Here is a 14,912-nt window from a genome sequence, read left to right on the forward strand (position 1 = left end):
AATACTCACATATTATACCATAAAAATATTATCAAGTCTTGATATCACAATATTTGATAAATTTTTCAATTCAAAAACAACCATTTAATTTCGAAAAATAAATGGTTGTTAATTTTATAAATTTATATATTGGTCAATCCTTTTGGTAAATTTCCAATCGAAGCATCTTTTCCGAATTCACACACAGCTCTGATGTAGCTTTCGATGTTTTCAATTGGAGTATTGTCGCAAACAGTACATCCTGCATTTAGAATGTATCCTTTTGGACTGTCTGACGCCTTTTGCAAAAGTGTTTTGACTTCGTTTCTCACAGTCTCTGGATTCGAATTCAATAGTATATCCATAGGCGCAATATTTCCTTCGATTATCATATTGTCACCGAGGCTGTTTTTAAGTTGTTCAATATCTTCGATATTGTCAACAGAAAATCTTGAAAAACTACTGTCCCTGAAATTTTCCCACACTTTATCTGTTTTGCCGCAGATATGAACCATAGGCTTAATTCCAGTGATTTCGTACACACTATCTGATAATTTTTCCATGTAAGGTTGAGTGAATTCATCGTATTGTTTCCTACTGATGACATTCAACGAAGAAACTGGATCAGCAATTTTGAAAAAACATCCACCTACTTCTTCTGTAAAAATCTTTACAAATTCTATAGTATAATCTGTGCACATTTCCAACAGTCTTTTGATTTCTTCCTTATTTTTTCGAGTATCACGAAGAAGTTTTTCCACAGGTCTAACTCCTGATGCTGTCGTAAGAGGTCCTGTCACAGCACCAAATATGGTGATTCCTCTCATTGCTTCTTTTGTTTTTTTAGCTTTTTCAATAAAATTTACCACAGTTTCGCTAGATTTTATATCGATATTTTCCATTTTAGAAAAATCTTTGTAATCATCAAGCGCATACACCGATGTCAATGAATCTCCTTTTTCAGTCATCTTGGTTTCACTTCCTAAAATACTTCCAATTCCTTTTTGATCCATTCCTATATACATGTAATCAATTCCATACAACGATTTTTTCAAATGAACCATATCAGTGTACAACCCAAAATCATTTAAAATATCTTTCTTGGAATATCCGGAATTTATAGCCAGTGGAGTCTCCACATCAAAAAGATCGAAAGGATTTACATCCACGACATTTCCTTCCAAGTATGATTGTAACCTGGAAGTATAAGTCATATTCAAAAGACCTTCATCAACAAATGAAATAAATTTTTTCGACATATTCTCCCTCACTTTTTTGACCCAGAATTATTTTTGAAAATTTTGATTAATTCCTACATTAGTCCAGATTAATCGCAACTTTTGTTTCTGTTTGCATGCAAACTCCGCATTTTTTTGCTTTTGGATCAATTTTTTGTAATATTTCAAGAGATTTATCCACATCTTTTGCATCTACTACAACTACCATTCCAATTCCCATATTAAATGTGGAGAACATTTCTTTTGTTTCGACATTTCCCCATTCTTGAATAGCTTTGAACACAGGATCAATCTCTGATTCTTTTAAGTCAAATTCTATTCCTATATTTTCAGGCAACATTCTAGGCACGTTTTCGTACAATCCACCACCTGTGATGTGAGCAATTCCTTTGATTTGAACTTCTTTTAATAAAGCTGAGATTTCTTTTTCGTAAATTCTCGTAGGAACCAAAAGTCTTTCTCCAACTGTAGTGTCTTCAAATTTGTCGGATAATTTCACATTTGCCATATCTAATGCCGCTCTTACAAGTGAAAATCCATTGCTGTGGACTCCGCTTGAAGACAAAGATATTGCAACATCGCCTTCTTTAATGCTACTTCCGTCAATTATTTTTTCGCGGTCTACGATTCCAACTGCAAATCCCGCCAAATCATAATCATTTTCTTTGTATAACCCTGGCATTTCGGCAGTTTCTCCGCCAATTAATGCACATTCTGATTGAGTGCAACCTTCCGCTACACCACGAACCAAATCCGCCATTTTTTCTGGTTTTAAACTTCCAGTAGCGATGTAATCCAAGAAAAACAATGGCTTTGCCCCTTGGCACAAAACATCATTAACACACATTGCAACCAAATCAATACCAACTGTATCGTGTTTGTCTAGTTCCATGGCTAATTTGATTTTTGTTCCAACGCCATCAGTTCCACTAACCAATACAGGTTCTTTCATATCGGAGATTTCTGGTTTAAATAAACCAGCAAATCCACCGATACCTGTTAGAACTTCTTTTCCATGAGTTTTCTTTACGATTTCTTTTATAATTTGAACTTCTTCGTAGCCTTTTTCTTTATCTACACCAGAATCTTTGTAAGTTAATCCCATTATATTTCTTGTAACTCCCTGTCAGAATCAATGACACCTTGTTTCATTTCTTCTTTGTAATCTTTTAATTTTTGAGCTAGTTTTTCGTCAGACAAAGCAATCATTTGAGCTGCTAAGATAGCTGCATTTTCTCCACCATCGATTGCTACAGTTGCAACTGGAACTCCTTTAGGCATTTGAACTATTGAATACAAAGCATCCATTCCAGCAAGTGCAGATCCTTTTACAGGAATTCCTATAACTGGTTTTGTTGTCATTCCTGCTGTTACTCCACCTAAGTGTGCTGCTTTGCCAGCGATTGTGATGTAAACTTTGCAGTCGTCTTTTTCAACAGTTTCTTTTAAAACATCCAATGCTCTGTGTGCTGAAATAACTGATACTTCATAAGATAGATCAAATTTTTTCAACATTTTAGTAACTTTTTTTGCAACTTCAATATCTGAACTGCTTCCCATTATTAATCTAATATCCATTGTTTACTCCTATTTTTTTGTATAGTTTGGAGATTCTCTAGTGATTGTAATATCATGTGGATGATTTTCTACAAGTGTTGCTGGAGAAATCTTCACGAATTTTGATTTTTCTTTTAATTCAACTAAGTCTTTGCTTCCTACATAACCCATACCTGAACGAAGTCCACCAACCAATTGATAAACAACTTCTGCTACAGATCCTTTGTAAGCAACTCTACCTTCTACTCCTTCTGGAACGTATTTTTTAGTGTTATTTTGGAAATATCTGTCTCCACTTCCAGCTTTCATAGCTCCAAGCGAACCCATTCCTCTGTATTCTTTGTATTGTCTACCTTCTAATACAACTAATTCTCCAGGGCTTTCTTCAGTACCAGCGAACAAGCTACCTGCCATGATAACAGATGCACCTGCTGCTAATGCTTTTGTAATATCTCCTGAATATTTAATACCACCATCGGCGATGATTGGAATACCGTGTTTATCAGCTTCTTTTGCACATTCAATTATAGCTGTCATTTGAGGAACACCGATACCTGTTACAACTCTTGTCGTACAAATAGATCCAGGTCCAATACCAACTTTAACGCAATCTGCTCCAGCTTCTATCAAATCTCTTGTAGCATCTGCTGTTGCAACGTTACCCGCGATAATTTGAAGATCTGGGAAAGCTTCTTTTAATTTTCTAACAGCATTCAAAACTCCTCTTGAATGACCGTGAGCTGTATCAATTGTCACTACGTCAACTTTTGCATCTACCAAAGCTTGGCATCTTTCGATCATATCATTAGTAATACCAACTGCTGCACCTACTAATAGTCTTCCTTGTGAGTCTCTAGCTGAATTTGGATATTGAATTGTTTTTTCAACATCTTTTGTAGTGATAAGACCTTTTAATTTGAAGTTTTCATCTACAATTGGAAGTTTTTCAATCTTAGCATTCATCATTTTTTCCAAGGCTTCATCCATTGATATGTTTTCGTGACCTGTAATCAATCCTTCTTTAGTCATAACATCACCAATTGGAAGTTGTTCATCTTTTACGAATCTAACATCTCTGTTAGTTAGGATCCCGACTAAAGTCATATCATCATTAACTATAGGTACACCGCTAATTCTGTAGTGACTCATCAATTTCAAAGCATCAACGATTTTGTCATCTGCAGATAAGTAAAAAGGATCAGTAATTATTCCATTTTCTGAACGTTTAACTCTATCTACTTCTCTTGCTTGTTCTTCAATAGTCATGTTCTTGTGAATAATTCCGATCCCGCCTTGTCTCGCCATAGCGATAGCCATTTTTGACTCAGTTACAGTATCCATTCCTGCTGACATCATAGGAATGTTCAATTCAATTTTTTTAGTTAATCTTGTTTTCAAGATAGTTTCATTAGGTAACACTTCTGATGGACCTGGTACTAGAAGTACATCATCAAATGTTAATCCTTCGCCGATAAATTGCATAATACCCTCCTCATAAAATAAATAAAAACTTTGTTAAAAATTTTTAATGTTGAGAATAAATTTACCATACAAATGATCACAAGTCAAGCAAATTTATTCCTTTTATTTTCTTTACAGTTATTATATCAGAAATACAAATTTTTGAGCAAGAAAAAAGCACCAAAAAAACTTTTGATGCGTAAATCTTCTATAATAATTCTACATTTATTTGTTCTGCTACTTCGTTTATTTTATCTGCGTCCAATTTTTCAACTTCTGAAACTCTCGCATTTAAAACTCCAAGAGATAAAGCCTTCAAAACAGTTTCCATTACGCCTTCTTCATCATCCAAGAATTTCGCCAATCCAGCCACAGTAGCGTCTCCACTTCCGACAGTTCTTTGAATTTTGTATTGAGGAACAGAAATCCTGTACAAATTATCTTTGTATTTTAAAATTGCTCCGTATTTTCCATTGGTAACCAAAACTATTTCAATATCATCTAGCAACTCGTTTTCAAAGATGTTCTTCAAATACTCAGAATCTTTGTTTATGAAATCTTCTGAAGAAATATCTTCTGTTAAACCAATGATTTCCTTAAATTCGTAGAAATTAGGCTTGATAGCAAATGGTTTATAATTATTTTCCAACACTTTTTTAGTCACTTGTCCATTTGTATCCAAAATAATCTTGCTATTAGCTTTTAGAATATCCATAGTTTCTTCGACAAAATCTTCGGATAAACCGTTCATCAAACTTCCACTGATTACTGCTATATTGTAATTTTTTCCGATTTCTTTAATAAGTGACATAAAAGTTCTTTCAAATCTAGAATCAATTTTGTTAGTTTTTTCAAAGATTTCAAATTGCTTATCGCCATGAATTACTCTAATGCAGTTTCTTGTGTCGACATTTGTAAAAATAAAGTCGTGCTTGATATTCACATCGTCTAACTTGTCGATTACATAATCTCCATTACTTCCTCCAATAAAGCCTGTAACCATGAAATCTGCCCTCAACAAATCCAAAACTTTGGACACATTTATCCCTTTGCCTCCAGGCGTTTTGTACGCATCATCAACAACATTTACTCCATTAGTATCCAGCTCATCCATTTCGTAAATCACATCAATAGCAGGATTCGCAGTTATACAAAGTATCATTTTATTCTCCTCTTCAAATTAATTAAAAATTTAGCTTTTATTAAATATACCCAATAATTTAGCTTTTTAAATTATTTGGATAATTTGGATGTAAGGATAACCTCAGCAGCCTTCAATCCGTCGATAGCACTTGACACGATTCCTCCAGAATATCCACTACCTTCGCCAATCACATACAGATTATCAACATTTTCGCTTCTTAACAAATCATCTCTATCCATTCTCACTGCACACGATGTTCTCGTTTCAACTCCTGTAAGTATAGCATCATCCATTGAAAATCCGTGAAGCTTATTGTCCATCATTTTAATCGCAGTTTTAATGTAATTTGTAACATGCTCTGGGTAAATATCATTCAAATTGCTTAAAACATATCCCGGTTTTACAGTAGGTTCAACTTCTCCGATTTTTTCAGATTTTTTATCATCCATAAAATCTTTTACCAACTGAACTGGAGCATTGTAGTTCGCTCCTCCCAATTCAAAAGCTTTGCGTTCGATTTCTTGTTGAAATCTAATCCCGTCTAATAAATTATGTCCATAAGTATCTTCATCTATACCACACACAATCGCACTATTTGCGTTTTTGCCGTCTCTTTTGTGAAAACTCATACCATTGACGCACAATTCATTTTCTTCACTAGAAGCATTGATTACATATCCGCCTGGACACATACAGAAAGTGTACACTCCTCTTTTGTTTTCTTCAGAATAAGAAAGCTGATAAGTCGCACTTGGAAGATCTCTGTCGCATTTATATTGTGTAAAATCAATCATTTTTTGTGGATGCTCAATTCTAAAACCAACCGCAAAAGGTTTGTTCGTCATTTTAATTTTGTCGGCTAACATCATCACCGTGTCTCTAGAACTATTTCCAAGAGCCAAAACGTAACAGTCAGATTCAAATTTTTTATTCTGTGATTTTATTCCCACACATTTTTCATTTTCAATTTCGACATCGTCGATTAATGTATCGAATTCAAATTCACAACCCATTTTGATAAGGTCATTTCTCATATTCACAATTACTTTTTGCAATTCATCGGTTCCTATGTGAGGCTTGGAGTCATACATAATTTCACTAGGAGCGCCGTAGTCCACAAAAGTCTTCAAAACTTCCCTGACTCTTTTGTCTTTGGAACGTGCAGTTAATTTGCCGTCAGAAAAAGTTCCAGCTCCACCTTCTCCAAATTGCACGTTACTGTTTGTGTTAAGCTTACCAGTATCCAGGAATTTGTTGATATCTTCAACTCTTTTGGATACCTCGCTTCCTCGTTCAATAACTTTCACCTTAGCTCCTTTTTTCGCTAATAAATACGCACAAAACAATCCCGCAGGACCACTTCCAACAACTGTGACGCTTTTCGAATTATCGACATCTTCTAGGTTAAAATCTTCTTCATGATATCTTTCGCAATTTTTGATTGATTTTATTTTTTTATCAGACAAATCAACATCCACGATAACTTGGTAATTAAGCAGAATTCCCCTTCTAGCATCAATTGATTTTCTGTAGATTTCATAATTGAAGTTTTTCATTCCAATCATTTTAGAGATTTTTTTCTTCAATTCGCTTTCGTCGTCATTTTTTAATTTTATATTTCTAATAATAATCATATTTTTCTCTCTTTCATTTACTACTTGTATTATATCATTATTTAAATAGAATTATTTATTGGCAAAGCATAATGATTTAAAAAATCTAATGCACGAATATCTAGACTACAAAAATTGTAGATTTCTAAATCTCAAAATCCTAAAATCGCAAACTCGCCTTCGCTCAAACAGTGCGATTTTAGCCGGATTTTTTCGATTTGAAATCAAGCCAATTTTTTCCGTATGATATTCTTAGCATTAGGATTTTTAAATCCACACCTAAAAAGCTGCCTACCGAAGTAGACAGCTCTCATTTTATTTTTCTTCAAACATTTCCTCTAATATATCTATCGCATCGTTCACAGCTTGTGGACATTTTCTTTGCATCGTGTTTTCTTGTTCGATTTTTTCAAGATTTTCTGCTATATTATCTCCCAATATTTCTTCACAAATTATCGTAGATTGTTTTTCTTTGAATTTGGTATCGAATTCGAACATTTTTTTTACTAATTCAACTTTTTTTTCGCCTTCATTCGGCTTTGAATGTCCGTATTTGATTCCTAAAACCATGTAGGCACCAGTTACTGCTCCACAAGTCATTCCTTTGTACATTCCACCTGTAAATGGTGATGCGATTTTTGTAACAAGTTCCTTGTCCACTCCCAAATCATCTGCGAAATATCTCAAAACTACTTGCGCACAATCTATTCCTTCTGTAAATTGTTGCCAGATTTCTTCGTTAGTTAATTTACTCATCCAATGCACCTCCACAACTTGATCCACTACCTGCAGTACATCCGTAGCAGTAATCTTTACACACAATTTCTCTGGACAAATCCTTAACATCGATTAAATCTTTGATGTTTGTGTAGTCTTTCATTGGGACTTTTTCTGCTAAATGGAAGTCGCAATCGTGAAGATTTCCCAAACTATCTACAGAAATTTGGAATCTGCACATTATATTTTCACAAGTTTCTTCATTGTAATTATCTTCCAACAATTTCATGTAATCTTCGTATTCGCCTTTTTCAATTAAAAAATCTTTGAAATATCCAATAGGCATATTTGTAATAGTGAACAAATTATTGAATACAACATTTTTCTTTTTCAATTCGCGTTCATAATCAGATTGAAGATTGGATTGTTCTGGTGGCAAGAATCCTCCAAGCGGATTATAAACCAAGTCCAATTCTTTTTCAGTTCCATAGCCCATTTCATTAAGTTTCTTTAAGTTAGCAATGACTTTGTCGTATACGCCATCTCCTCTTTGGCTATCTACATTGTCTTGTGTGTAGCAAGGAAGAGATACGACAATTTTGATTTTTTCTTTATCAAACAAATCCATTAATTCCTTGTTTTTTTCGATATCTGTTGCGTTCGTTCTAATAATAAGTTCGTCCGCTCTTTTCAAACATTCCTTCATAAACCACACGATTTCTGGATGTGTTGTTGGCTCTCCCCCTGTTATATCCACAGTTTTCATCTTGTGGTTATCCAAAAACTTCAAGCAATCTTCCATAGTTTCTTTGCTCATTTCTAAGTTTTCGCTGTTCTTCATAACGTGGCAGTGTTTACAACGCAAATTACATTTTTCAGTAATGTTTAATTGTAGTGTTGTGATATCGCCAGTTGTTTTATATTTTTCAGAAATTCTATCTTCGAATCTCATTTTCTCCCCCTAAATTTTCCTTTTAATGCATTTTTGAAAAAGCTTGGATCGCATTTTTCATCTATACCAACCATTTTACTTACAAAATGGTGCACTTCATTATGTGCCACAAACTTGGATGAACAAGTCGCACAATAAGTATACATTTTTTCGTTTTTAATGGAGTTTTGCATTTGAGTTGCGATGTCTTTTTCGCTTTTTCCTGCAATTCCACCTGCTCCACAGCAGTTTGTACTTATGTATTTATTGTTAAATCCTTTGATATGTCTTTTGATTTCTTCAAAAATTATGTGATTATATCTGTCAGAGCATGGGAAGAACACATTTACTTCCTCATCAATGTCTTGTATCATATCTCTTTCTTCAAGCCATTTGAAAATCGTAATAACTTCAACCGACAAATTTTTGTAAAATTTGTGGAAACAATTTGGACAAACGCACACAATTCTTTCCACTTCTTTATCTTTGAGTTCTTTTTCAAATCTTTCCATATAATTATTTTCAAATCCCGTATAATCACTTGGAAGATTGCAACAATCAATTGAATAATCAAATCCTTCTTTGTTGAACAATTCCATTAAATATTTTGTAGTATCTGGATAAAATGCTGGGAAATTACAGCCCAAATACAACAAATCTTTTGTTTTTCTTTTAGATTTGTTTTTGAAGAAATAATTTTCTTTTTGTTTTTTCACAGATTCGAATTTAGGATTTTGTTTTCTTAAAATAAGAGAAATCTTTTTTCCATCCAAATCAACCGGACACACCGCTTTGCATTTTTGACACAAGAAACAAGAAAATGCCAAGTCTTGTCTGTCTGCAAAATCTTTCAAATTAATCTTGTACTTTGTCAAAAATGGACAACATTTCGTGCATTTACCACATTCAATACACTTGTCTTTTACTTCTTGTAAGTAATCATTTGTACTTTTGTTTGATATCATCTACGCTTTCCCCCTTGCGATACATATATTGGCATTTTTGCATCATCCACATAGTCCTAAAAGGACCATTTTCTTGAAATCTACGCGATGAAGAATATATCTTCATTTTTGATAGGAAGATTTTGTATCCTTTTTCCTTTACCCTAATCGAAAAATCGTAATCTTCCATTAAATCTATGTTTTTGAATCCACCCATCTCGTCGTAAAACTCTCTCGTAAAAAACATCCCCTGATCACCAAAAGCAATGTTTCTTTGTCTGACACGATTGCTGGAATTAAATGCGACAATTTGCATTATGAACTGTTTTGGAACAAACGAAATGCTGAAACAACCCATTTTATAATTTTGTAAAATTGATTTGATTTCTTCTTTTGGATTTTCTTTGAAGAAAGTATCCGCGTGAAGAATCAGAATTATTTCCCCTGTTGAATTTGCAATTCCATTTATAATTTGATTGCCACGACCCTTGATGCTTCTAATTGGATTATATCCTCTGTCTCTGATTTTTTCAAACGTGTCGTCATCTCCACTTACGCTGAAAATCACCTCGAACTCATCATCAAAAACATCCAGACGATCGATGAACTTGTCGATGTTGTCAGATTCGTTATACACCGGCACTATTACTGAAATCATTCGCTTTTATAAACTCCCAAATATTATCCAAAAATCCATCCGACAAATACGCTTTTATCTTCTCAAAAGTAAATCCATTATCCCTGTTTTCATCAACATATTGAGTGTATGCCATTGAGCACCAAGTTATTCCTCTGAGACATGTGAACAACAAATATTTTACGAATTTTTTTCTATCAACTTTTGTTTTTGATAAGTTGTCGTATTCATCTAAGAAATCATCCATTATGTCGTTGTCAAAAATTACATCCGTTTTCCAAAAAGTCGTAGTCGGTGCCAAAAAGTGCGCCAAATCTTGTTCACGCTCTCCTATAATTGGCTTTTCCCAGTCTATAACGTAAGATTTATCTCCTATGATGAAATTTTTATTGTTGAGTTCAGTGTTGATAAGACATGGATTTTCAAGTGTAGAATCAAGTCCTAAATTTTTGATGTATTTTAGCATATTCGAAATCTTTTCTTCAGTTGCATTGTTTTTCTTATCCCATTTTTGATAATGAGAAAACATCTGTGTAAATTCGTCGAACATCATATTAAAAGGACTGCCTGCTTTTATAAAATCTTGTCCTGTCACATCTAATGAGTGAATTTGTGAAAGCAAATATGCTGCGATTTTTAAATCAGTATGATAATCCAAATCCCTTCCTATTAAATATTCTTCCGTAAGATAAGAAATCCCTGATAATTTATCCTTTTTCAAATCGTAAACCTTGGCAGTTACATTTGATTTTTCTAAAAATTTGAGGGCATTGTATTCGTATTCAATTTGATTATCCAAATGCATTTGCGATCCACGCGCAATTCTTATCAAATAATCATCATCTATCAGATAATTCGAATTGTACTCGCCTTTACCAAGTAATTTCACATTTTCAGATTGGGATATGTATTTTACTAAATCAATATCTGTGTCAATATCGTGCGTTTCTTTCAATTTATAATAAGTTAAATCATGTTCAATTAAACTATTTTCCAAATCGTTTTCTACATTTGGATTGGAGTATTTTTTGTTCTCAAACAAAACATCGTGTGATTTTTTCATTCCAATCAAACTGTATCCACCATCTTCAGTTGGGCTGAACACAACATCATTGGTGTCTAATTTGTCAAAAGCTTCATCGAAAATCTCACCATCAAAATCAATAATATCTGATCCAATTAAAATAACCTTGGAATATCCTCGTGACAAAACTTCTTTTATAGAGTTGTTCATCCTTTGACCAATATCATCTCCAGTTTGTCTGATACAATCATAAGGAGAATTCTTAGTGTAATCCTCAAATAATTCATCTGGCGTTAGAGATAAGAAAACTCTGTAATTTTTGATAATATTTACGTTTTTTTCAATCAAATTGCCGCTGAATTTTATTCTTTCATTTTCTGATAAAAGAGTCGACAATCTAGTTTTAGAATTTTTATTTGGAATTTTAGTCATTAAAATTACTGCGTTCATTCAATCTCCTGTAAAAAAAGCGGCCCAAATTATGAGCCGCATTAATTTTAAAAACTATTTTACTAATTCGTAATCGTGTTCTTTAGTTCCATCCAAAGAGTTGAATACGTCTTTGTTTCCTCTGTCGATTAGTTTTTGTGCTAATTGACCAGATTTATTTCCAGAATAGCAATAAGTGTAAACTGGTTTATCTGTAGGAATTTCTGATAATCTTGCATCAGCTTCATCTAAAGGCATGCTGATAGCATTTTTGATATGACCTGCATCATAATCTTTTTTATCTCTAACATCAACTATAACGTTGTTAGTATCTTCAGATGCTTTTACTAAATCTTCTGGTAAAATGTTAGCAAATTTAACTAATTTGTATTCAAATTTCTTAACGCCTTCTGCGTTTGTAACATCTTTGAATCCATTGTTAACTAAAATTTCAGCAGCTTGTTGGCTCTTTTTACCGCTGTTGCAAATTGTAATTACAGCTTTGTCCTTGTAAGCATCTAACTTAGAAACTTCTTGTTCGAAAGTGTCGATTGGCATGTTAATAGCCCATTTAACGTGACCTTGGTCGTATTCTTCTTTGCTTCTAACGTCAACAACCAATACAGTTTCTTTTTTCTTCTTGTCTTGTTCGATTGCTTCAAGATCAGCGCCTTTCATTTCTTTTATGGCTGCTTTTTCTTCAGTTTTTTCTTCAGTCTTTTCTGCTGGTTTTTCAGCATTTTGTTCTGTTTTAGTATTATTGTCAGCTGGTTTATCTGAATTATTTGAACATCCAGTAACAGTTAAAGCTGATACTAAAGCTAATGTTAATAAAAGTTTTTTCACTATAAATTCCTCCTAAAAATCTTTTCGATAACATTGTATCATACACACACAACAAATTCCAAGATTCATTTATTGAAATTTTCTATAAATGATTTTGAGTATTAATTTTCATCTTTTATTCCACAGCTTATCGCATCAACAGGGCAGGCATTTTTGCATCTTGCACATCTAATACATTCCTTATGATTGCAATTTTTCGTAGGATCTACGTTCATTTGGCAAACTTTCTTGCACTTTCCACAACTAATACATTTGTCTTTGTCCAATCTATATTTAAAAATAGAAATCGGATTGAAAAATGAATAAATAGCACCCAAAGGACAAATATATTTGCAGAAAGGTCTGTAAATCATTATTGAAAGTAAAATCGTAAGTATCAGAATAGTTCCCTTCCAATAATACAAAAATCCAATCGCTCCTCTCATACTTTTGTTGAGTAATACGAGAGGAATTCCTCCTTCAAGCATTCCTATCGGGCAAATCAGTTTGCAAAAATACGGAGAGCCTTGTCCCAAAATATCCACCACAAACATCGGTAAAATTATTACAAAAATTAGCAAAATAAAATATTTTAATTTTCTCAAATGTTTATCGTATTTAAAAGTTTTTATCTTTTTGAAGAAAGAGATTTTGTATAACAAATCTTGAATCAATCCAAACGGACACAACCATCCACACACAAATCTTCCCATCAAAGCTCCAATGAAAAACAAAAATCCTACTATGTAATAGCTAAATTTAAAATTAGAGTTTCCAATTACAGCTTGTAATGAACCAATCGGGCAAGAGCCTTTGGCTCCGGGGCAAGAATAGCAATTCATCCCCGGAACGCAAATTTTCTTGAGGTTTCCACCGTAAATCTTTCCGGTTTTAAAACCTTCTACATAAGAATTTGTAATCAAAAACCACAGCGATTGGAAAGCGTGTCTGAAATTATCCATTATTTTATATCTGTTTTTCTTCGTTCCAAACCTTAGTAAATCTTTAATCTTATCCAATTCCAATACACTCCATGCAAATTCTTATAGCCTTATCCAACACAACTTTTACTTCGCCGTTGTTGTAACCGTAATAAATCATCCCAACAGACAGAAATAAAATCGTAACTGAAAATATACGGCTATGAATAAATTTTTTGTACATTTAAATCACCTAATTTTATTTATTTTTCAAATTAGCTAATTCTTTTTCGATAACTTGTTTCCATTCTTCTTTTGATTTTGCACCAGAATAAGTTTCTCCTACAATATTTCCATTTTTATCGACAAAGAAAGTTTCTGGCATTGCTTGAATTCCGTTTAATCTGCCGTTGAAGTTTGATTTATCTGGCATTAAAAATGGATATGAAGCTTTTGTTTTTTCTTGAATTAGTTTTGCCTTTTGCAATGCTTCATTATTAGTACCATTATCGTCCACAGTATCTGTGACAACTCCGACGATGTTTACGCCTTTGTTCTTCATTTCTTTTTGAACTTCACTCAAATCAGGAATTTCATTCACACAAGCACTACACCAAGTGGCAAATACATTTACCATTGTAAGGTCGTATTTTGAAAAATCTTTGCTTGAGAAATCTTTGCCATTGATGTCTTTTGTGGATAAATTGCTCAAACCCTTAACCGATTTTTTGTCGAATGCTTCTGTGTTTTCCAAATCAGTTTTTTCAGATAGTACAAATCCATTTTCAGGACGTGGTTTTTTGTCTATAATATCAATTTGAGTTTTAGCAAATTCTTTTGCAAAACCTTCATCCATTTTACCTTTTGAACTTATGTAGTAAGTGAACTTACCATCTTTTGATTCGCCGATATTTTTGTTATTGTCGCATTTTGTGATTTTGGCGATTTCAGCTTCAGGCATATTTTTGTCAAACATTCCAATAGAACCCACTCTTTCAAGTTCTTTTTGCCATTTTTCGTATCCATCACCCATTTTATCCACTACTGCATTTTTTTGTTCTTCAGTTAATTTGCTGAAAGTAAGCATAGCGTATTTCAATTCCTTGTCGATAGGACTTTGTTCATCCAACATCGCAATCTTCTTGTCTTTCATATCTTTTTTAACTTGTTCTGATAGCTTGAACTTCAATCCCAAAAACTCATATACAAATTCATCTTTTGGTTGTAATGAATAATCAGAAGGTTTGAATTTTTCGTTTTCACGGTTTTTATCGTTTTTCATTCCCGCTTCTTTTGGGCTTACCACTTTAGTTTCTTTTCCCGTATTTCCACTAGATTTTTGGCAACCTACCGCTCCAACGCTAAAACACAAAGCTAGTAGCAAAGTAGTTCCTTTTAATACATTTTTTCTCATAATTTCCTCCATAAAATATCTAAGTTCATATTTAGATAACACGCATTCGTGTAATCTGATATTATATTACGATAGTTTT

General features: G+C 33.2%; 15 protein-coding genes. All 15 read right to left on the reverse strand.

Features of this window, described 5'->3' with window-relative positions:
* Positions 1-122: 122 nt before the first annotated feature.
* On the reverse strand, positions 123-1,238 hold the full coding sequence (locus tag DES33_RS03965; protein ID WP_110058127.1) for a uroporphyrinogen decarboxylase family protein: 1,116 nt from the start codon (positions 1,236-1,238) through the stop codon (positions 123-125).
* A gap of 58 nt (positions 1,239-1,296) precedes the next feature.
* Entirely contained in the window at positions 1,297-2,322 is a 1,026-nt protein-coding gene (purM, locus tag DES33_RS03970; RefSeq protein WP_094207540.1) for a phosphoribosylformylglycinamidine cyclo-ligase, read from the reverse strand.
* Positions 2,322-2,795, reverse strand: a complete 474-nt coding sequence (gene purE, locus DES33_RS03975) for a 5-(carboxyamino)imidazole ribonucleotide mutase (RefSeq protein ID WP_110058128.1) — start codon at positions 2,793-2,795, stop codon at positions 2,322-2,324. Before purE ends, purM begins: the two co-directional genes overlap by 1 nt.
* A 9-nt stretch (positions 2,796-2,804) precedes the next feature.
* Entirely contained in the window at positions 2,805-4,256 is a 1,452-nt protein-coding gene (guaB, locus tag DES33_RS03980; RefSeq protein WP_094207541.1) for an IMP dehydrogenase, read from the reverse strand.
* 187 nt (positions 4,257-4,443) lie between these two features.
* The gene (locus DES33_RS03985) at positions 4,444-5,397 is read right to left on the reverse strand and encodes a 1-phosphofructokinase family hexose kinase (RefSeq protein ID WP_094205265.1); all 954 of its coding nucleotides are present in this window, start codon (positions 5,395-5,397) and stop codon (positions 4,444-4,446) included.
* A gap of 71 nt (positions 5,398-5,468) precedes the next feature.
* Complete coding sequence (locus DES33_RS03990; protein ID WP_110058129.1) at positions 5,469-7,013, reverse strand: NAD(P)/FAD-dependent oxidoreductase; 1,545 nt, start codon at positions 7,011-7,013, stop codon at positions 5,469-5,471.
* A gap of 294 nt (positions 7,014-7,307) precedes the next feature.
* On the reverse strand, positions 7,308-7,748 hold the full coding sequence (locus DES33_RS03995) for a C-GCAxxG-C-C family protein (RefSeq protein WP_094204092.1): 441 nt from the start codon (positions 7,746-7,748) through the stop codon (positions 7,308-7,310).
* Complete coding sequence (gene arsS, locus DES33_RS04000) at positions 7,741-8,661, reverse strand: arsenosugar biosynthesis radical SAM (seleno)protein ArsS (protein WP_110058130.1); 921 nt, start codon at positions 8,659-8,661, stop codon at positions 7,741-7,743. Before arsS ends, DES33_RS03995 begins: the two co-directional genes overlap by 8 nt.
* A complete protein-coding gene (locus DES33_RS04005; protein ID WP_110058131.1) occupies positions 8,658-9,605 on the reverse strand; it encodes a heterodisulfide reductase-related iron-sulfur binding cluster in 948 nt (315 codons plus the stop codon). Before DES33_RS04005 ends, arsS begins: the two co-directional genes overlap by 4 nt.
* Complete coding sequence (locus tag DES33_RS04010) at positions 9,580-10,242, reverse strand: TIGR04283 family arsenosugar biosynthesis glycosyltransferase (protein WP_110058132.1); 663 nt, start codon at positions 10,240-10,242, stop codon at positions 9,580-9,582. The genes DES33_RS04005 and DES33_RS04010 overlap by 26 nt, the downstream gene beginning before the upstream one ends.
* A complete protein-coding gene (locus tag DES33_RS04015; protein WP_110058133.1) occupies positions 10,214-11,695 on the reverse strand; it encodes a TIGR04282 family arsenosugar biosynthesis glycosyltransferase in 1,482 nt (493 codons plus the stop codon). Before DES33_RS04015 ends, DES33_RS04010 begins: the two co-directional genes overlap by 29 nt.
* 54 nt (positions 11,696-11,749) lie before the next feature.
* On the reverse strand, positions 11,750-12,520 hold the full coding sequence (locus tag DES33_RS04020; RefSeq protein WP_110058134.1) for a rhodanese-like domain-containing protein: 771 nt from the start codon (positions 12,518-12,520) through the stop codon (positions 11,750-11,752).
* A gap of 101 nt (positions 12,521-12,621) precedes the next feature.
* Positions 12,622-13,518, reverse strand: a complete 897-nt coding sequence (locus DES33_RS04025) for a 4Fe-4S binding protein (protein WP_110058180.1) — start codon at positions 13,516-13,518, stop codon at positions 12,622-12,624.
* On the reverse strand, positions 13,511-13,663 hold the full coding sequence (locus DES33_RS09620) for a CD1871A family CXXC motif-containing protein (protein ID WP_002835608.1): 153 nt from the start codon (positions 13,661-13,663) through the stop codon (positions 13,511-13,513). The genes DES33_RS04025 and DES33_RS09620 overlap by 8 nt, the downstream gene beginning before the upstream one ends.
* A 15-nt stretch (positions 13,664-13,678) precedes the next feature.
* Positions 13,679-14,833, reverse strand: coding sequence for a TlpA family protein disulfide reductase (locus DES33_RS04030; RefSeq protein WP_110058135.1), 1,155 nt, complete (start codon positions 14,831-14,833; stop codon positions 13,679-13,681).
* Positions 14,834-14,912 lie beyond the last annotated feature (79 nt).

Origin of the sequence: Finegoldia magna, assembly GCF_003182075.1 — a bacterium.
GTDB classification, from domain to species: domain Bacteria; phylum Bacillota; class Clostridia; order Tissierellales; family Peptoniphilaceae; genus Finegoldia; species Finegoldia magna.